This is a genomic window from Caballeronia sp. LZ065 (assembly GCF_031450975.1).
Taxonomy (GTDB): Bacteria; Pseudomonadota; Gammaproteobacteria; order Burkholderiales; family Burkholderiaceae; genus Caballeronia.
The window spans coordinates 535,958-552,705 of record NZ_JARUXV010000004.1 but is presented as its reverse complement, the minus strand read 5'-3'; the positions used below and the strand labels follow the sequence as shown (position 1 = coordinate 552,705).

At 64.1% G+C, this 16,748-nt stretch carries 19 protein-coding genes; 5 read left to right on the top strand and 14 right to left on the bottom strand.

What is annotated here, in order from left to right; all coding sequences use genetic code 11:
• The first annotated feature begins 146 nt into the window (after nt 1–146).
• Together QCE63_RS29105 and QCE63_RS29100 are read left to right on the top strand one after the other, a co-directional pair.
• Nucleotides 147–326 carry an oxidoreductase-like domain-containing protein gene (locus QCE63_RS29105; protein WP_309837997.1) on the top strand — a complete coding sequence of 60 codons (180 nt, stop codon included), beginning with the start codon at nt 147–149 and terminating at the stop codon, nt 324–326.
• A 127-nt stretch (nt 327–453) separates the two neighbouring features.
• Nucleotides 454–963, top strand: coding sequence for a DUF1993 domain-containing protein (locus QCE63_RS29100; protein ID WP_309837996.1), 510 nt, complete (start codon nt 454–456; stop codon nt 961–963).
• Nucleotides 964–995: 32 nt separating this feature from the next.
• On the opposite strand, the gene QCE63_RS29095 is transcribed toward QCE63_RS29100, so the two are convergent.
• Nucleotides 996–2,291, bottom strand: a complete 1,296-nt coding sequence (locus QCE63_RS29095; RefSeq protein WP_309837995.1) for an AcvB/VirJ family lysyl-phosphatidylglycerol hydrolase — start codon at nt 2,289–2,291, stop codon at nt 996–998.
• Nucleotides 2,288–4,882: a bifunctional lysylphosphatidylglycerol flippase/synthetase MprF gene (gene mprF / locus QCE63_RS29090; protein ID WP_309837994.1), complete on the bottom strand. Its 2,595-nt coding sequence runs from the start codon at nt 4,880–4,882 to the stop codon at nt 2,288–2,290. The genes QCE63_RS29095 and mprF overlap by 4 nt, the downstream gene beginning before the upstream one ends.
• A 362-nt stretch (nt 4,883–5,244) precedes the next feature.
• Between mprF and QCE63_RS29085 the strand changes: the two genes are divergently transcribed.
• Nucleotides 5,245–5,601 carry a hypothetical protein gene (locus QCE63_RS29085; protein ID WP_309837993.1) on the top strand — a complete coding sequence of 119 codons (357 nt, stop codon included), beginning with the start codon at nt 5,245–5,247 and terminating at the stop codon, nt 5,599–5,601.
• 29 nt (nt 5,602–5,630) lie between these two features.
• On the opposite strand, the gene QCE63_RS29080 is transcribed toward QCE63_RS29085, so the two are convergent.
• Together QCE63_RS29080 and QCE63_RS29075 are read right to left on the bottom strand one after the other, a co-directional pair.
• Nucleotides 5,631–6,137: a hypothetical protein gene (locus QCE63_RS29080; RefSeq protein ID WP_309837992.1), complete on the bottom strand. Its 507-nt coding sequence runs from the start codon at nt 6,135–6,137 to the stop codon at nt 5,631–5,633.
• Between the two features lie 149 nt (nt 6,138–6,286).
• Nucleotides 6,287–6,982, bottom strand: a complete 696-nt coding sequence (locus QCE63_RS29075) for a response regulator transcription factor (protein WP_309837991.1) — start codon at nt 6,980–6,982, stop codon at nt 6,287–6,289.
• A gap of 192 nt (nt 6,983–7,174) precedes the next feature.
• Between QCE63_RS29075 and QCE63_RS29070 the strand changes: the two genes are divergently transcribed.
• Nucleotides 7,175–7,627 (top strand): histidine kinase, encoded by a 453-nt coding sequence (locus QCE63_RS29070; RefSeq protein ID WP_309837990.1) that lies wholly within the window; start codon nt 7,175–7,177, stop codon nt 7,625–7,627.
• Nucleotides 7,628–7,737: 110 nt separating this feature from the next.
• Here the strand turns inward: QCE63_RS29070 and QCE63_RS29065 are convergent, their stop codons facing one another.
• From QCE63_RS29065 to QCE63_RS29020, 10 genes are all read right to left on the bottom strand, one after another.
• The gene (locus QCE63_RS29065) at nt 7,738–8,334 is read right to left on the bottom strand and encodes a hypothetical protein (protein WP_309837989.1); all 597 of its coding nucleotides are present in this window, start codon (nt 8,332–8,334) and stop codon (nt 7,738–7,740) included.
• Between the two features lie 15 nt (nt 8,335–8,349).
• Entirely contained in the window at nt 8,350–8,673 is a 324-nt protein-coding gene (locus QCE63_RS29060; RefSeq protein ID WP_309837988.1) for a hypothetical protein, read from the bottom strand.
• Between the two features lie 48 nt (nt 8,674–8,721).
• Nucleotides 8,722–9,561, bottom strand: coding sequence for an ABC transporter permease (locus QCE63_RS29055; RefSeq protein ID WP_404990229.1), 840 nt, complete (start codon nt 9,559–9,561; stop codon nt 8,722–8,724).
• Between the two features lie 68 nt (nt 9,562–9,629).
• Nucleotides 9,630–10,496, bottom strand: a complete 867-nt coding sequence (locus QCE63_RS29050; protein WP_309820034.1) for a sugar ABC transporter permease — start codon at nt 10,494–10,496, stop codon at nt 9,630–9,632.
• Nucleotides 10,493–11,569 (bottom strand): ABC transporter ATP-binding protein, encoded by a 1,077-nt coding sequence (locus QCE63_RS29045; protein ID WP_309837986.1) that lies wholly within the window; start codon nt 11,567–11,569, stop codon nt 10,493–10,495. The genes QCE63_RS29050 and QCE63_RS29045 overlap by 4 nt, the downstream gene beginning before the upstream one ends.
• Before the next feature lie 90 nt (nt 11,570–11,659).
• Nucleotides 11,660–12,763 (bottom strand): ABC transporter substrate-binding protein, encoded by a 1,104-nt coding sequence (locus QCE63_RS29040; RefSeq protein ID WP_404990228.1) that lies wholly within the window; start codon nt 12,761–12,763, stop codon nt 11,660–11,662.
• A gap of 635 nt (nt 12,764–13,398) precedes the next feature.
• Entirely contained in the window at nt 13,399–14,091 is a 693-nt protein-coding gene (locus QCE63_RS29035) for a GntR family transcriptional regulator (RefSeq protein ID WP_309837984.1), read from the bottom strand.
• 191 nt (nt 14,092–14,282) lie between these two features.
• Nucleotides 14,283–15,119, bottom strand: a complete 837-nt coding sequence (locus QCE63_RS29030) for a 3-keto-5-aminohexanoate cleavage protein (RefSeq protein ID WP_309837983.1) — start codon at nt 15,117–15,119, stop codon at nt 14,283–14,285.
• Between the two features lie 203 nt (nt 15,120–15,322).
• Nucleotides 15,323–15,604, bottom strand: coding sequence for a DUF3303 family protein (locus QCE63_RS29025; RefSeq protein WP_309837982.1), 282 nt, complete (start codon nt 15,602–15,604; stop codon nt 15,323–15,325).
• Between the two features lie 207 nt (nt 15,605–15,811).
• Complete coding sequence (locus tag QCE63_RS29020; RefSeq protein ID WP_309837981.1) at nt 15,812–16,165, bottom strand: hypothetical protein; 354 nt, start codon at nt 16,163–16,165, stop codon at nt 15,812–15,814.
• Nucleotides 16,166–16,421: 256 nt separating this feature from the next.
• Here QCE63_RS29020 and QCE63_RS29015 point away from each other — a divergent pair, with 256 nt between their 5' ends.
• Complete coding sequence (locus QCE63_RS29015; RefSeq protein ID WP_309837980.1) at nt 16,422–16,724, top strand: EF-hand domain-containing protein; 303 nt, start codon at nt 16,422–16,424, stop codon at nt 16,722–16,724.
• The last annotated feature ends 24 nt before the right edge of the window (nt 16,725–16,748 follow it).

Here is a 16,748-nt window from a genome sequence, read left to right as displayed (position 1 = left end):
TCAGCGTGAAACCATGAAGCCGAGACAATGGGCGAGCCACCGTCCGCGCGCAGTATCGCATCGGGTGCGAAGCATGCACCGCCAAAGTCTAGCCGCTCGCGTTTATCTCGCGAAGCGGTAGTGCCCCTGACCCATTCATCCTGCTGATGACCGAAACCGACGATCCACGCCCCACCCTGCCCGAACATCCGCTACCGGGCGATTGCTGTCAAAGCGGCTGCAATCCATGCGTGTTCGATCTTTATGACGAGGCGCTGGCGCACTACCGGACGGAATTGGCGGCATGGGAAGCGCGTCACGATTTGAAAGCAGGGCGGACCGATTGACAGACTGCTTGCGTCCAGCGATCCAAGCAGTTCCGCGCGCCCGGCGCTATGCTGATGTCCCCTGTCGCCGGAGCCGATTCCGGTTGCCTGGAAGCAGTCGAAAATCAAACTCAAGGAGCACCGCCCCATGTCTCTCACGATGTATCGCGCATCGATTCCCGTCTTCATCCGCGGCCTCGAAGTGTGCGCGGATCTGCTCGCCAAGGGCGCCGCCTTCGCGGATCAGAAAGGCCTCGCCCACACCGATGTCATCAATGCCCGGCTCGCCCCGGACATGCTGCCGCTCGTTGCGCAGATCCAGCGCGCCAGCGACACCGCCAAGCTGTCCGCGGCGCGGCTGTCAGGCGTCGAGGCGCCGCGTTTCGAGGACGACGAAGACAGCTTCGCGTCGCTGCAGGCGCGCATCGAGAAGACGATTGCGTATCTGAAGAGCATCGACAAGTCCACGCTCGTCGACAGCGAAGAACGCACGGTCACGCTGAAGTTTCCGGACTTTTCGCCGTCGTTCTCCGGCGTCGATTATCTGCTCGGCTTCGGGCTGCCGAATTTCTATTTCCACGTCGTCACGACGCACGACATCCTGCGTCATCTCGGCGCGCCGATCGGCAAACGGGATTTTCTCGGCCCGCTCAAGTAAGAGGCTGGGTGAGCGGGACGCAACCGTCCCCCTCACCCCTGCCGCGCCGCGATCTGCTTGCGCCAGCCGGCCAGAATCCGGCGCGCGAGCGCGTCGTAGTCGCCGCCGAAGTGATGGTCGCCCGGCAGCTTCACCACTTCAATGCCCGTCTTCGTCAGATCCGGGCACAGCGTGTCTTCTTCCTTCTCGCCGTAGATGCATTGCACCATCGCCGGCGGCACCTTGTTCAATTCCGGCCGCACCTTCAGCGCCTTCTCGCTCGCGGGCATCCCAAGCCAGCCCGTCACGCGGATCTGGAAATCGGCGGCGGGCGAGAAGCCCATCAGCGAGATGTACGACACCTGTTCGCGCACCGCGTCCGGCAGACGGTTGTAGGCGAACGGCATGACGTCGGCGCCGAACGAATAGCCCAGCAACGCCACGTGGCTCGTATGCCAGCGGGCGTTGTAGAAGCGGATCACGCGGGCGAGGTCATTGGCCGTCTGCTGCGGCGTTTTTTCGCTCCAGAAGTAACGCAGCGAATCGACGCCGATCACCGATACCCCGTCACGCTGCAACGCAAGCGCCATGGTCTTGTCGAGATCGCGCCAGCCGCCGTCGCCGGAAATCACGATGGCGAGCAGATCGGTCGGCTTGTCGGCGCGCAGTTCGATCAGCGGCAGATCGGAGACATCGCCTTCCGCGACCGGCTCGGCCTTCTTCAGGTGCGGCGCGGTCAGCGCGACCAGCGCGTCGGCTTTCGAGTGGCCCGGCTGCGGCGCGGCCGCGCGCTCCAGAAACCCCGGCAAACCTTTGGCGTGGATGATGGTGGGGTCCGGCGGACACGGATCGAAACGGGCGTCGAGCTGAGCATCCGCGCCGAGCGACACCGCGCCTGCCACCGTATTGTCCGGCGCCTGGCGCAGCGAACTCTCCGCGAGCGCCGCGCCCTGGCCCGTGCCGGCGAGGATCGGCGAATAGTAGTGGTTCGTCTGCACGGTGCGTTCGAGCTGATGGCTCATGTTCTCCGCATCGCCGACGAGGTTGTGACATTCCTTCTCGCTCTTGTCCGCCTTCACCTGGGCCGCGTATTTCAGCGTATCGACGCCAATCACCATTGCGCCTTTCGCGGCGAGGGCATCGGCGGCTTGCTGGTCAGACGGACTCCAGCCGCTCTTCTCCGAAAACAGCACGACGAAACCGGTCATGTCGCCGGCGGGTTTCGTCAGCATCACCTGGCCATAACGGCCGCCGGGAATCGATTCGGCGGCATGCGCCGCGCCCAGCCAGGAAACAGCACACACGGCGGCGGTCGCGAAGGCCGCCGCTCTCTTGCAAAGGAATGTCATGAACGCCAGCCGCCCGCGAGAAGCGAGAGATCCGCCAAAGTGAAAAATACGCCGACCGAACCGGACGCCGCCAGATAACGCGGCTCCCAGCGCGGCTGGAACTTGCTCTTGAATCCGCGCAGACCGCGGAAGTTATAGAAGCGTCCGCCGAAGCGCCAGACCAGGCCCGCGAAGCGGTGCCAGTGCGACGCGAGCGGCGTCGGCTCCATGCCCGACAGCGGCGCGATGCCCAGCGACAGCGACTTGAAACCCGTTTCCTTCAGATGCAGCGCGAGCTTCGTGAAGAGATATTCCATCGCATACGAGGACGCCGCGTCGACATGGCGCATCACGCCGACGGTCGCTTCCGTGTTCATGTCGGTGGTCATGAAGGTGACGAACGCGACCGGCACACCCTGCTGCCGGACCAGCAGCACCGACTGCGCCGACAGGTAGTCCTCCGTGAACGCCGCCACCGAGAAACTCTTCTCGCGCGCGGCACGGCTGTCGAGCCAGTCGTCGGAGATGGCGCGCAGCATCGGCAGGCTTTCGACGATCCGGTCCGGCCCGATGACCTCGGTATCGAAGCCATCGCGTTCGCCGCGCTTGAGCGCATAGCGCAGATGCGAGCGGTGCGATCCCTTCAGGTCGAAGTCCGCCAGCGCCACGTGCGCTTCCTCGCCGAGCTTCATCAGCGTCAGGCCGGCGTCGAGATACAGCGGCAAGGCGTCGGCGCGCACCTGATAGAACGCGGCGCGGCCATTGTGCGCATGCGCCAGTTCCACGAACTTGCGGATCAGTTCCGCCCACTCGCGGCGCGGACCCACCGGATCATGCAACGCGGCCCACGTGCGGCCGTGCTTCGCGTACATCAGAAAGGCTTCGCGCGACTCCGAAAACAGGAAACTCTTGTCGCCCATCATCGCGAGGCCGGCGTCGCTGCGTTCCTGCGCGCGGAAAATGCGCGCGGCATCGGCGAGATCCTGCGGCGCGGGCTTCACGAAACGGCCCGCCGCCGGGCGCAACAGCTGCCACACGGCGAACACCGTGCCGAACACGGCGGCCGCGAGCGTCGCGCGCAGCGCGCGCGGGGCGCGTTCGTCGAACGCGAATTGCCACCAGAGGTCGCCGCTGTACGGCACGTCGCGGAACGCGAAGAACATGATCCAGAACGCGAAGGCCATCACGACGCCGATCGAGATCAGCCAGGTCGCCGTGAAACGCTCGGCAAACAGCGACGAACGGCGGTTGAAACGCTCGCGCGTCAGCACCAGCAGCACGACGAGGAACGCGAGCACGCCCACTTCGACGAACGCAAGACCCTTCGCCAGCGACAGCGCCAGATTCGCGACCGCGAGGCCGAGCGCGAGCCACCACGCGGCGTCGAGCCGGCGCAGCAGACCGCGCGCGACGAACAGCAGCAGCACGCCGAGCACCGAGCCGAGCAACTGCGAGCTTTCCAGCACCCACAACGGCACGAGGGTTTGCAGCAGCGCAATGCGCATCTTGAAGGCGGGCGTCGCGCCGGAGATGACGAGCATGGTGCCGGCTGCGAACGTGACGATCGACAGGAACACCGGCGCGAGCTGCGACACGTGATGCGGGCTCAGGAAACCGAAGCGGCCTTTCAGCGCACGTCCTTCGAAGGCGGCCATCACGCCGGCCGAGAGGATCAGCGGCAGGCCGAAATAGATCGCGCGATACGCGAGCAGCGCCGCGACCACGTCGGGCGTCTGCGCGCTGCCGCCGAGCGCGAAGACCATCGCCGCCTCGAACACGCCGACGCCGCCCGGCGTATGACCAATCATGCCGAGCAGCATCGCGGCCGAGAAGACCGTCATGAAGTCGATGAAGCCGACTTGCGGATTCGGCAGCAGCGCCCAGAGCGCGAGGCCCGCGCCGAAGACATCGACGACGGCCAGCGCCGCCTGCGCGACGAAATCGCGCCGCGCCGGCACAGTGAACGACAGCCACTTCCAGCGCGACTGCAACGTGCGCGGCGCGCGGCCGCACAGCAGGACCATCGCGGCGAACACGGCCAGCAGGGCCGCGCCGGTCATGCGCAGTGCGGCGGGCGGCAGATGCACGAGGCCGGCGAGCGTGTGTGCGTCAAACAGCATGCCCGCTGCGGCCATGAAGGCCAGCGAAAGCGCCAGCGTGATGCTGGTAAACAGGGTCAACCGGCCGACTTGCGCGGGTGTCACGCCGGAGGCGCCATAGACACGGCAACGCACCGCGCCGCCCGTCAGCGCGCCAAAGCCGGTCACGTTGCCGAGCGCCGAGCCGACCGTCGCGCCGACCCACAGCAGCGAGCGCGGCAGCGTTACGCCGATGTGGCGCAGCCCGACCGCGTCGCGCCCGACCAGTGCGGCAAACGACAGCGCGGTGGCCAACAGCGCGGCAAGCCAGGCTTGCGGCGTCATCACGCGCAGCGAATGCACGACCGACTTGTAGTCGACCGCGCGCGAAAGATGCTGGAAGACGATCAGGAGCAGCACGCAGATCACGACCGTCAGGACGGGCGCGGCGAGCCGCTGAAGCTGGAAGCCGCCGGCCGGACGGCCGGACGGGGCGATGGCGCGAAGCCGGGCGAGCAACTTTGTGCGGGACATGCGTTCTATCAGACTGGCTCACGATGCCGGCCGGCGAAAAATGCCGAGGGCAGCGGTACATCAGGGTTATCGGGCTCGCGCACCGTGCGCGCCATGCGCTGGAAAAACACGCATTCGGCTCGGGTCGCCCGCGCTCGCGCCATACAAATGGCTTCTAGCAATGAAACGCCTATATAACGGCGACGGTTGACCCGACTTGACGCATATTGGGAAAAGTACGGACTGTAAGGTTGGCGGGCGCTGTGTCGGCGCTCGGAGTCTTACCGTTTGTAATTCGAGGCGCCGATCCAGATGAAGAAAAGCCGCTAAGATCGGACCGGCCATGCGGCAACATGCAAATGACTAAAAAGGGTTCGAATCATATGAAGAGAAAAATAACGCTTCTGTGTGCGGCGCTGGGTGCTTCCCTGCTGAGCGCGTGCGCCGCGACGGACGACAGCCTGCTCCGAACCGTGCCGATCGGGTCCGGCACGTCGCAGAGCAAGCCTTACGATTTCGTTCGCTGTGTGAAATCGGCGTGGGCGCCGATCGGCGGACGTGTGCGTGAATACTCGCCGGGCCCTGATACACAGGCCATCTCGATCCCGAGCGGCGGTCTGACGAGTCAATCCGTCGTATTGTTGATCGCGCAGGCGTCGGCGAACAATACCGGCTATTCGATCTACGGCGATATCGGCGTGGCGAGCCGCTATGTCGCGGCCACCCATACCTGCGACTGAGCCGCGACTGAGTGCTCCCGCGCGGCGGCTCAGGAAGGCTTGCCGTCGCGCATGTCGACGCCCGCCAGATGGGTGCCGACCACCCGTCCGATCAGATAGCCATCCGACGCGCACGCGTTGACACGCTCCTTGCCATCCCACTGGATCTTGTATTGATCGTCCTGCGAGTGGATCGCGGAGGGATCGAATTTGCGCTTCGGCTTGCCGCCGTTGCGCGCGTCCTCGCCGACCATCCGGTTCCACGTGAGCGCGTAACCGTAGCGGACACCGTCGGCGAAGGCGTCGTCGTCGCACACCTGGCTGGGGGTCTTCGCCTTGATCATCAGGTGGTAGCCCTCCGGGCTGCCGACCATGATGCGGCGCTCGCCGGGAGGCAGGGCCGGCGCGGCCGGCCGCACCGGCGTGCGCGAAGCCTGGACCGGCGCCGTACCCGACGCGGGCGCGGCGGCATCCGTGCCGTCCTGCTGTGGAAGCGGCGCACACGCGCCGAGAAGCAGCACCGCGCTCGCAGCGAACGCCGCGCCGGCACCTTGCATTTTCTTGAACGATAGCCTGCGAATCACCTGCGCTGAACCCGTCTCGAATTAGTCCGGGCTCTACCTTACCATCTCGCGATGAATTCCTCGGAACGTTCCTAAACGCGGATGGGCCGCCTCCGAGGCGGCCTTGTGCGGCGGCGTCCGGATCAGGACGCCGACGAAGTATTGCTCATCGGCATTTCGATGCCGCGCCGCGCCATCTCGACGATCAGGAAGGTTCGCCGCGTGACGTGGAAACGCGCGAGCAGATCGCTCGAATATTCCTTTGCGGTGTTTTCGCTGATGTTCATCTTGCGCGCGATCGCCTTGTTCGACAGGCCTTGCAGCAGATAGCGCAGCGTCTCGGTGAGGCGCGGCGGCAGGTCGAGCGACTCGACCGTCACGCTCGGATGCGGCGTGACTGGTCTCGGACTATGACCGCCCTTGCCGAGCACGGTATTGGGCAGGTACACGCGGCCGTTCAGGATGGTTTTCAACGCCTCGCGGAACACGCCGGCACCCTGCTCGCTGCCTTTGGAAATGAAACCGCACGCGCCGTTCTTGATGCATTCGAGCACGGTGTCGCGGTCGTCCTGGGCCGACAGCATGATGGTCTGGACTTCGCGCTCTTCCTCGCGGATCCAGTTCAGCAGGTCCATCCCGGTGTCCTGGCCACGCAGATGGTAGTCGAGGAAGATCAGATCGTAGGTATTGGCCGAAAGCTTGACTTTCGCCTGTTCGAAACCGTCGGCCTCGTCGATTTCGAGCAAAGGCTCATTGGCCAGGATGAGACTTTTCATCGCGCTCCTGGTGAGCCCTTCGTCCTCAACTAGCAACACTGTTTTGAAATAGCCATTTTCCATTGCGACGCTCCGAGAACGGTTCCGATCTTACGCGGGCCTTGCGCGACTTCTACCCCCCTTTCGCAGGGATCCATTCGGCAGTCTCCCAAAATCTTTGAACTCCCCTTCCCGTGCCGGGTTGAGCGATAAGCACGGCCGGACGAAACTGGCGGCATCGAATCAACCACATCAAATAACGATCAGGAGGATGAGATGTCAAGCCGTCTAGCCGACAACGAGAGCGAGTTCGCGTTGTGGCGAATCAAGCGGGCCCGCACCAGCGACGCTTCACGCCGTGTGCTGATCGCTCACAAGGACAAGTCGATCGGCGATTCGCTCGCCGTGCAACTTCGGCTCAAAGGCTTGCAGGTCATCCATTCACAGGATCTCAAATCCGTCCGCGCGCTGGTCGGAAGCTGGCAGCCGCACGCGCTGCTGCTCGACACGAGCCTCGACAGCGACTCCGGCTACGTCTTCCTCCGCACGCTCCAGATGGATTCGGAGATGACCGGCCGCCTGCTCGTCGCGATGAGCAACGTCTGGCCCGCCGACCCCGTGCAGATGCTCAAGGACGCCGGGTTCGACGCGCATTGCCGTCGGCCGTGCGCGACCTGGCGGATCGTCGATATGGTCGAAGCGTTCTTTTCAACGCCGCTCAGGCGCTGATGTTTGTCGGAGGTGTCGCATGAACCCGCTTGCCTGCGTTGCCTGCCTTGTGGCTGGAGGCCTGTTGCCCGCGAACGCCTCGCGCGTGCGGACCTCCGTGGAAGCGCGTGTCAGACGCCGCCGCCGTCGCATGGGGCCGGGGTCACGCCGGTTGCCATCACGAGCGACGCCCGTATTTCACTACCTGGCTCGATGACCGCCACACCCGTTCCGTCCACGCCGCGCGCCGCGAGATTGAAACCGTCGCTGACGTGCGAAACCGGCTCGACGCACAGATAGCCCGCCCCCGCCGGACAATGCACGACGACGTGGCTCAATGCGTCGTCAGCCACGAGGGTTAGCGTGCGGCCGTGCGCGTAGTGCAGCGTCGCGCGGCCGTCCCAGCCGCTCAGATAACGCGTGTAGCCCTGCATCTCGCGCGTGTGCTGGCGGGCCGGCGCCTCGCTGGCTACCCCGATCGCGATCTCGCCTTCATGGCGCCACAGCGTGCTCGCTTCGACGTCCGCCGCCCGCGCGGTGAAATAAGGATGGAAACCCAGACCGACCGGCATCGGCAGCGATGAGCGGTTCAACACGCGCATCGACAGACGCGCGCCCTCGGACGTGGCCTCGATCAGTTGCACCGCTTCGAACGCCCACGGCCAGCCATGCTCGTCCGCGCGATGCACGAAGCGCAGCACGGCGCAATCCGGTTCGTGCAGTTCCACCTGCCACGCCGCGAACTAGCCGAAGCCGTGCAGCGCGTGCGGCATGCCGGGAAATGTCGCCAGCTCGGCGGGCGAGCCGTCCGGTCCGGTAAAGCGCGCATCGCGGACGCGGTTGGAGAACGGCACGAGCGGATAACTTCCGCCCTTCGGCCACGCGTCGCAGGGCCAGCGTGCTTCCGTCACCGGCGCGAGCCATTCCTGAACGCCGTGTGCATCGGCGGTGGCGAAGCGCGTGATGCGCCCGCCGGCCTGCGGCGCGATCTCCAGCGTATGCGGCCCGCTGGAGAGGACGAGCTTCGGCTCGGCCTCGAGTGTCACGACTTCACGCATGGTCGTCACGTTGCTGCTTCGTCAGGGAGAAACGGCGCGCGTGGGTATCGGTCACGGTCACTGTTTCTGTTCCTTCACGCGCGACACGAGCTGCGTCGGGCTCACGAACTGCAGCGCGATCAGCACCCAGACCATCGTGATCGCCATGTAGATCATGGCCATGGCATCGATGGATTGCGGCGCGCGCACGCCCGTCGAGAACACCGCGTAGTACAGCGCAACCACCAGCGTCTGCGTGGTTGGCCCGGCGGTGAAGAACGTGAGTTCGAACATGCCGATGGTGCGCACCAGCACCAGCAGCCCCGCCGCGAGCATGCCCGGCACGAGCAGCGGCAGCAGCACGTAACGAAAATAACGGAACGTGTTCGCACCAAAAATGCGTGCGGCCGATTCCAGATTTGGATCGATCTGCTCAATGAACGGCGTCATCACCAAAATCACGAACGGCAGCGCCGGCACCAGGTTCGCGAGAATCACGCCGATCAGCGTGCCCGCGAGATGGAACTTGTACATGACCGTGGCCATCGGGATGCCGTAGGTCACGGGCGGCACCATCAGCGGCAACAGGAACACCAGCATGGCGAAACGCTTGCCGGGAAACTGCACGCGCGCCAGCGCATACGCCGCCGGCACGCCGAGCACGATGGACAGCAGCACCACCGCGCCCACCACTTCGAGCGTCACGAGCAGCACGCTCGAGAGTTGGAAATCGCTCCATGCCTGCGCATACCAGTGCAACGTGAAGCCCTGCGGCAGCAGCGTGCCGAACCAGCGCGTCGCCACCGAGTTCACGGCGACGGTCGCGATCAGCAACAGGACATTGAGGAGGAAGAAGGCCATCGTCGCCCAGACGATGCCCTTCCACAGTCGGTCACGGAGGCTCGTTTGCTGTTTCATCGCACGGGTAGCGCTCTGGGTCGGGGCGCCGGACTGCCAGCCGGACGCCGCGTGGTTATCGGTTGTCATCAGCCCTTGCCTCCGGTCACCGGACCCGTATAGAAGAAACGGCGCGCGCCGAGCATGCCGCCCACCACGAGCAACTGCACGAAGCCCATGACGATCGCGATGGTCGATGCCAGCGCATAGTCATAGCTCTCGAACGCGGCTTCCGAGGCGGCGATGGAAATGACGCGCGTCGGACCGGCCGGCGCGCCGAGCAGCACCGCCGACGGAAACACGGAGAACGCCTGCACGAAGGAGAGGCATGCGGTCATCGTCAGGCCGGGCAGCAGCAACGGCAGATAGACCTGACGAAATTGCTGCCAGGGACTCGCGCCGAGCGTGGCGGCCGCGCGCGCGAGCGTCGGGTCGATGCCGGTCACGTAGGACAAGGTCAGCAGGAACGCGAACGGAAAACCCGACACGATCAGCGAGATCAGCACGCCCCAGTAGTTATGCGTGAGGCGCACTTCATCGCCGTACAGGTGCAGCGCCTGCAAGGCCTGCGGAAACCAGCCGTTGGGGCTGAAATAGGTGAGCATGCCGTCGGCGATCAGCACCGTGCCGAGCGTCACCGGCACGACCAGCAGCGTGGTCACGAACTTCTGCCACGGCGACGTGCGGCGCAACGCGAACGCCACCGGCACCGAGACGCCCACGTTGATGAGGGTCGCGGGCACGGCGAGCTTCAGCGTGACGATGATGGTCGGCCACATCGACGTGTCGGTGAAGAACGTGATGTAGTTGGCCCAGATGCTGCCGCCGTTCATCGGCTGGAACGACAGCATCAGCCCATAGGCGAACGGATAAATGAACAGCGCGACGATGAAGAGCAACGCCGGCGCGACCAGCCAGCCCTTCGGATCGCGCGGCTGGGCGGGCAACGCGATCATTGCTCTGCTCCATAGACGAGGATCTTCGACGGCGCCACGCGCAGCGCAATGCGCTCGCCCTCCGTGCATTCGCCCGCGATGCGCGCCCACAGCCTGCCGAACGCCGTATTCACGATGATGAGCGAATCGCGGCCGCCATACTCGACCACTTCCACATGCGCATCGAAGGCGTTTTCAGTGCCGGACGCCGCGCGCTCCATGTCTTCGGGGCGCAGCGCCACCGACACCTGCTTGTTGTCGAAACCTTCCATCGGCGTACCGAGCAGCTTCACGCCGTTTGCGTTCACGGCGACTGCTTCGCCCTGCGTGCCTTCGAGCGTCGCCGCGACGACATTGCGAAAGCCCATGAAGCGTGCGACATGCAGGTTCTTCGGCCGCGAATAGACTTCCTTCGGCGACGCCACCTGCTGCACCACGCCCTCCCTCATCACGACGATGCGATCCGCCATCGACAGCGCCTCGTCCTGATCGTGCGTCACGTAGAGCGTGGCGCGCTCCAGCTTGCCGTGAATGCGGCGGATCTCCGCGCGCATCTCGATGCGCAGCTTGGTGTCGAGGTTCGAGAGCGGTTCGTCCATCAGCACGAGCGGCGGCTCGATGACGATCGCGCGGGCGATGGCCACGCGCTGCTGCTGGCCGCCGGAGAGCTGACCGGGCAGCTTGGCGTCGTGACCGATCAGCTGCACGAGTTGCAGCGCGGCCTTTGCGCGCATCGTCGCTTCCGCTTTCGGCACGCCGCGCATCTTGAGGCCAAAGCCGACGTTGTCGAGCACCGACATGTGCGGGAACAGCGCATAGTTCTGGAAGACCATGCCGAAGCCCCGCTTCTCGGGCGGCAAGACGTCGATACGCTTGTCGTCGAGCCAGATGCCGCCGCCCGTCAGCGGCTGCAGGCCCGCGATGCAGTTGAGCGCGGTCGACTTGCCGCAACCCGATGGCCCCAGCAGCGCGATGAACTCTCCGCGCTGGATGTTCAGATCGAGGCCTTTCAGTGCGGCGAGCTGTTGCCCTTCCGCGTTGGTGAAGCTGCGCGAGACCGAGTCCAGGCGCAGTTGCTCAAAGGTGTGCTTCATGACGAATTCCTGCGCGTGATTGGGCGCGTGTCTTGTGCAAGCGGCGACGCTCCTCTCAGGGAACGTCGCCGCATCGAGGGCGCTTCGGGCTTACTTCGTCTTCGCCGCGCCGATCTCGCGATCCCATTTCTGGAAGGCGGCGACCATCGCCTGCGCATTCAGCGGCACGACGTGCGGACGGTCCGCGAGCAACTTGGCGTACTCGGGACGGCCGAACTTCTGGATCACTTCCTGGCTCTTCGCGGGTGCCATCGAGAGCGGCACGTCCTTCACCGCCGGGCCCGGATAGAAGTAGCCGTCGTCATAGGTCAGCGCCTGCTGCGCGGGCTCCAGCATGAAGTTCATCAGCTTGTAGAGCACGTCGAGCTTTTCCTTCGGCACGCCCTTCGGGATCACCATGTAGTGGGCGTCGTTGACCCAGGTCATGTTGTCGAATGCGCCGACCTTGAACTCCGCGGGCACGATGCCGAGCGCGCGCGGATTGATGTCCCAGCCCGTCACGGTCACCGTCATGTCGCGCGTGCCTTCGCCGAGTTCCTTCATCACGGCCGAGGTGCCGCCCGGATAGTAGGGAACGCAGTCGTTGAGCTGCTTGAGGAACGCCCAGGTCTTGTCCCAGCCGTTGATCGGGTCCATCGGGTCCTTGTCGCCGAGCACATACGGCAGGCCCATCAGGAAGGTGCGGCCCGGGCCGGAGTTGGCGGGACGAGCATAGATCAGCTTGTTCGGATGCGCCTTGCACCACGCGAGCAGTTGATCCGGGGTCTTGGGGACGTCGGTGACCTTGGCCGGGTTGTATTCGAGCAGCGGACCCGCGGGCATGTAGGTCACTTCGAGGCCATAGCCTTGCGCGATGTCCTGCATCTTGCGCGGACCGGGCGCGTACTTGTCGAGCACGCCGGGGAACGCCTTCGCCTGATCCGGCAGCAGCTTCTCCCACAGACCCTGCTGGATGCCGGCTGCGAGCGCGTCAGTGCCCGTTACGACGAGATCGATGTCCGAGCGCCCCGCCGCCTGCATCGCCTTGATCTTGCCGGGCAACTGCGGCGCGGGGGCGTTGGTGAAGGTGATGCTGGAAACCAGGTCGGGATACTTGGCCTTGAAGGCCTCGAAACCCTTTTGCGTCAGTTGCAGATTGCCTGCGACGTCCACGATGTTGATCGACACGGGATCGGCCGCCTGCGCCGCGCTCATGCCGAAGGCCGCGCCGACGGCGATGCACACCGCCGCCAGCTTCACTGACAGTCCTGCCTTGAAAACCATGTTGTCGTCTCCTCACTTCGCTCGCAACCACGGGTCGGGAAGGGGTCGGTCGCGCCGCCGACATTGCCTGCCGCGCGAGCGCCGCCCCGTTTGTGATTCTTTCTCTGTGCTGCGTGATTTTTAATTCGGGCTTGTCTGGTTGTTTGGTTCTGCGCGCATCCTGATTACTTCTGGAAGCTGAAAAATAGCTAACGAGGTTATAGGATGTCAAGCAAATTGGCTCGCGCGGGCGTGTTACCGAAACCTTGAGAGGTATCGTTTTCTTAAGCCGATAACGGCTTGCGGCCGTATCTTGGGAGATACCCGAAGCCGGCGTTTTCTCAGCGGGTTAACCGCTCACCAAGGATGTTTCCTTGAGCGTTTCCGAGAGTTTCCTTTGCGGCTCCAGGTCGTCGGTTGCGCCTCCGGTGCCGGGACCGGGACTTGTCAATGCGGGCTGGCGGCCGTTTTAGCCAGGCAGCGGATACATTCCATTATTAAGTGCGAAGTTGTCAGGCAACTTTAGCGGCTTAGGGGTGGCTTAGGGATGGCTTAGGCCAGTTATCAAGGTTGTATGACAACGTTCGTCAAACGCCGAACATGCGCTCAAGTGACTTCCTGAGATGAGCGTCCATGGCAGCTGCCGCGTTAGCGCCGTCATGGCCTTCGATCGCCTCGAGCACCTCCAGAAGTTCCTGCTGCACGAGCCGCTGACGTTCCAGCGCATTGAGCGGCGACAGCGTCTGCGACAGGTTCGAAGTAAAGACGATCTGCTCTTCGATCAAAGACAGCACCGTGACGAAGAACGGGTTTCTCGATGTCCGCGCCACGGTGAGACGGAATGCAAAATCATCGCGGGCATCGATGCCCTCTTGCGCCTTGACGGAGCTTGCCATCCGGTTCCAGGCGAGCCGGAGCGCGTGCAGATCCGAGTCCTCGGCCTTGTCGGCGGCCAGTTCGGCTGCGCCGGTCTCCATCACGAGACGAAATTCGTAGCAGCGTCGGATGTCGGACAACGTTTCTACGGGAGCGAAGCGCCGGGCGGCCGGATCAGGCCGACGCCCGACCACGGTGCCCGAACCTCGCCGCGTCACGATGATGCCATCGGCGCGCAGGCGGGCAAGCGCCTCGCGCACCGTGGGGCGCGAGGTGGCGAAACGTTCCGCGAGCGCGTGCTCTGTCAGCAGCCGGTCGCCTTCCTTGAACTCGCCTTCGACGATGCGGTTGAGGATGTCGATGTAGATCCGGTCGGCGAGACCGGCTGCCTTGCGCTCGTTCATGTTCTCGCGAGGACCCGCTTGTCAGGGAGGAGCACCGATTGTAAGGCAGATTTTTTCCGCTTCCGCGGCTGAGTTTTCCATCAAGAATGCAAAATGCGTGATGCAAACGGGCGGCGGCGTTGCGCCGAAACACAAAGGGCGCGCCCCGGTGCCCGGCGGCGCGCCCTTCGTGACTTGCGGGGTTCCCTTGTCTAGAGCGACAGCAGTCTGCGCGCTTCCTTCGCGGTCGCTACCGGCCGCCCATACTCCGCGCATAGCGAAGCCACCCGGCTGACCAGTTGCGCATTGCTCTTGGCGAGGGTGTCCTTGTCCCAGCGCACGTTGTCTTCGAGGCCCGTACGGCAGTGGCCGCCCATTTGGAGCGTCCAGTGATTCACCTCGAGTTGATGACGCCCGATGCCTGCGGCGGTCCAGGTTGCATCGGGGAGATTTTTGCGCAATTGCTCGACTTCGAACTCCAGAATCTCGCGCCGCGCGGGCAATGCATTCTTTACGCCGAGTACGAACTGCACATGCACCGGCGACTTCAGCAGGCCCTGGTTCACCAGATCGACGGTGCTGTACAGCATCGCCAGATCGAAGATCTCGATCTCGGGTTTCACGTGATGGTCGAGCATGGTCTGCGCAAGCGAGCGCACGAAGTCCGGCGGATTCTCGTAGACGATAGTCGGAAAGTTCACCGAACCCGTGGCGAGCGACGCCATGTCGGGCTTCAGATCCAGCATCGCGCCCCGCTGCTCGAACGAACGGCCGCGTCCGCCCGTCGAGAACTGAATGATGATGTCCGGACAGTGCTTGCGGATGCCCTCCTGCAATTCCGCAAAGCGGTGACGGTCCGAACTGGAGCGTTCGTCCTCGTCGCGCACATGCAGATGCACGAGCGTCGCGCCCGCGTCATAGGCTTCGTGCGTGCTTTCGATCTGCTCGGCAATCGTGATGGGCACAGCCGGATTGTCCTTCTTGCGCGGCACCGATCCGGTAATCGCGACGGAAATCACACAAGGTTCCTGGGTCTTCGCTTCAATCACGCTTCGCTCCTATGCGGCAGTATCGTCAGACGGAGCATGCAGTGGCGCAGCGCCATCCAAAATTAACTATCTAGTACGTTTATGAATGCTGAGGCATGGATTGCCGCACTGCAAGCCACGCAAACCCTTAGATCGCCCATTGCGGGCGCTTGCAAACGACCGTTCGTTGTCCGGTCCGTATGACGCCCGCCCGCGTGGCCTCTTTACTGTTTCTCAGCGTGTTCGGCAAGCATCCTGCCGACTTGCTCGTCGGTGATCGCCGGCTTGATATCGAACATGAAGATGTCGGCCCATTCGAGCGCCCAGCGGGCCAGCGGTTCGACGTCATCGCACTCACATACGGCGATACCCCAGATCGAGCCGATTGCATGCCATCGACCGATCAGATGGATACCATCCGGCGGCGCGCCGCGGGTCTGGAGGAAGCGCTCGGCGGCCTGTCTTTCCACTTCGGGCTGCGCCGTCCAGTTGACGATGAATAGCATGGCTCGATCCTCCTGGTGGAACGCCGCTACGCGGATGCATGGCACCGGATGCGCGGCAGCATCGGCGCATGGCCGATGCAATCAATCCAGTATAGGAGGCGCCCGGAAAGAAAAGCGTGAAACGCATTTTGCGTATTGCATTACGCATTCAGCATGCCCCGAATGCACTATGCTCTTGCCACTTGTTGCGTCGAGCGGAGGAAGCGTTCAGGGCAGCACGACAACAGGCGCGCGATAGACTGGCTGCGCGTAGGTCACTCTGATCGCGGGCGTCACCGCATAACCCGGAAGCGGGACCGGCGCGACAATGACCGGCGGTCTCGGCGGCGGCGCGATGACCACCACCGGCGCGGGCACCGGCGCAACCATCACGGTGCGCGCAGGCACGTAATAGTACGGGGGCCGCGGCGGCGGCGCGTAGTAGTACACCGGAGGCCGCGATGCAATGACGACCGCGGGCGCCACATAGGAAACCTGTACGCTCGTACCGGCCATTGCGGTCTTGGCGCAAGTCAAGGTAACGGCGGCCACGGCGGAAACACTCAGCAAGCGAAAGTTCATGATGTTGGTCCTCATGCACGTCAGACGTTGAAAACGGCCACGCAAGGAAAGCGTTGGCCGGCGATGAGAACGATAGCGAAGCGTCGTGCAAAGCGTGAGTGATGACTTGTGTCAGCGCGTGTCGTAGCCGGCCATGCCGCGCGCATGACATGCGGCGACATGATTCACGACACGGCCGAGATTGCGCTTGCAACGCGGCTCAATAGAATGAGCCTCACCTGACTTGTTCATTCGCATCCGAATCAAGGAGAGACTCATGCGAAAGATCCTTGCCGCTGTTGCCGCCTGCCTCGTGTGCATCGCTTCGGTCCCGGCCTTCGCGCAGACAGCCACGCAGCCGATGGGCGCCAGCCCGCACGTCGAACGTGCGCTCGGCCAGTTGCAGACCCGCTTCTCGAATGCCAACACCACGCGCGACGGCAAGCTCACCCGCGAACAGGCCGCCAGCGGCATGCCGATGGTGGCGAAACATTTCGACGAGATCGATGCGCAAAAGAACGGTTTCGTCACCCTGCCGCAGATTGAGGCATTCATGCGCGCCCACGCCGCACAACGCTGACCGCCGACCGCCCGGAGCCCGCCC

Excerpts from the sequence above, each read along its gene's own strand:
- QCE63_RS29015 (WP_309837980.1), top strand. The coding sequence starts at position 16,422 with ATGCGAAAGATCCTTGCCGCTGTTGCCGCCTGCCTCGTGTGCATCGCT.
- QCE63_RS29075 (WP_309837991.1), bottom strand. The coding sequence starts at position 6,982 with ATGGAAAATGGCTATTTCAAAACAGTGTTGCTAGTTGAGGACGAAGGG.
- QCE63_RS29080 (WP_309837992.1), bottom strand. The coding sequence starts at position 6,137 with ATGCAAGGTGCCGGCGCGGCGTTCGCTGCGAGCGCGGTGCTGCTTCTC.
- QCE63_RS29070 (WP_309837990.1), top strand. The coding sequence starts at position 7,175 with ATGTCAAGCCGTCTAGCCGACAACGAGAGCGAGTTCGCGTTGTGGCGA.
- QCE63_RS29025 (WP_309837982.1), bottom strand. The coding sequence starts at position 15,604 with ATGCTATTCATCGTCAACTGGACGGCGCAGCCCGAAGTGGAAAGACAG.
- QCE63_RS29105 (WP_309837997.1), top strand. The coding sequence starts at position 147 with ATGACCGAAACCGACGATCCACGCCCCACCCTGCCCGAACATCCGCTA.
- QCE63_RS29045 (WP_309837986.1), bottom strand. The coding sequence starts at position 11,569 with ATGAAGCACACCTTTGAGCAACTGCGCCTGGACTCGGTCTCGCGCAGC.
- QCE63_RS29085 (WP_309837993.1), top strand. The coding sequence starts at position 5,245 with ATGAAGAGAAAAATAACGCTTCTGTGTGCGGCGCTGGGTGCTTCCCTG.
- QCE63_RS29055 (WP_404990229.1), bottom strand. The coding sequence starts at position 9,561 with ATGAAACAGCAAACGAGCCTCCGTGACCGACTGTGGAAGGGCATCGTC.
- QCE63_RS29035 (WP_309837984.1), bottom strand. The coding sequence starts at position 14,091 with ATGAACGAGCGCAAGGCAGCCGGTCTCGCCGACCGGATCTACATCGAC.
- mprF (WP_309837994.1), bottom strand. The coding sequence starts at position 4,882 with ATGTCCCGCACAAAGTTGCTCGCCCGGCTTCGCGCCATCGCCCCGTCC.
- QCE63_RS29095 (WP_309837995.1), bottom strand. The coding sequence starts at position 2,291 with ATGACATTCCTTTGCAAGAGAGCGGCGGCCTTCGCGACCGCCGCCGTG.
- QCE63_RS29100 (WP_309837996.1), top strand. The coding sequence starts at position 454 with ATGTCTCTCACGATGTATCGCGCATCGATTCCCGTCTTCATCCGCGGC.
- QCE63_RS29040 (WP_404990228.1), bottom strand. The coding sequence starts at position 12,763 with ATGAGCGCGGCGCAGGCGGCCGATCCCGTGTCGATCAACATCGTGGAC.
- QCE63_RS29050 (WP_309820034.1), bottom strand. The coding sequence starts at position 10,496 with ATGATCGCGTTGCCCGCCCAGCCGCGCGATCCGAAGGGCTGGCTGGTC.
- QCE63_RS29020 (WP_309837981.1), bottom strand. The coding sequence starts at position 16,165 with ATGAACTTTCGCTTGCTGAGTGTTTCCGCCGTGGCCGCCGTTACCTTG.